At 49.0% G+C, this 512-nt stretch carries 2 protein-coding genes; both read right to left on the bottom strand.

The window, feature by feature from the left end; genetic code table 11:
- Nucleotides 1-324: hypothetical protein (locus D0S45_20785; protein TIH06042.1), on the bottom strand; the 324-nt coding region annotated here is incomplete at its 3' end.
- Nucleotides 321-512 (bottom strand): recombination protein NinB (locus tag D0S45_20780; GenBank protein ID TIH06041.1); only part of this gene is annotated, 192 nt, incomplete at its 5' end. The genes D0S45_20780 and D0S45_20785, both read right to left, overlap by 4 nt.

The raw sequence follows: 512 nt of genomic DNA, 5'->3' as shown, positions 1-512 counted from the left end.
GCCGCCGACGTATGGAGTGCCATATTTCTTTACCATATCGATAAATGGCTTCAGAACAGGCATTCGCGTCTGAATATCCTTTGGTTCCCATACCGTATAACCATTTGGCTGTCCAAGCTCCGGGTTGATATCAACCTGCAATACGGTGAGCGGTATATCCCAGAACTTCACAACTTCCCTGACAAACCGATATGTCATTGGATGTTCACAACCTGTATCCATGAAAACGTAATGCACGTCTTTACCTGCCCGTCGCTTTTGCTCCATTAGCCAGAGCAAATATGCTGACGTCCTGCCACCGGAGAAACTAACGACATTTATCATGCAGCCCTGTCTCCCCATCTCGCTTTCCACTCCAGAGCCAGTCTCGCTTCGTCTGACCACTTAACGCCACGCTCTGTACCGAATGCCTGTATAAGCTCTAATAGCTCCGCAAATTCGCCTACACGCATCCTGCTGGTTGACTGGCCTATTACCACAAAGCCATTCCCGGCAAGGTTAGGAACAACATC

The organism is Marinifilum sp. JC120 (assembly GCA_004923195.1).
Lineage (GTDB): Bacteria > Desulfobacterota > Desulfovibrionia > Desulfovibrionales > Desulfovibrionaceae > Maridesulfovibrio.
The sequence above is the reverse complement of the archived record's forward strand: the minus strand, read 5'-3'. Positions and strand labels throughout refer to the sequence as shown.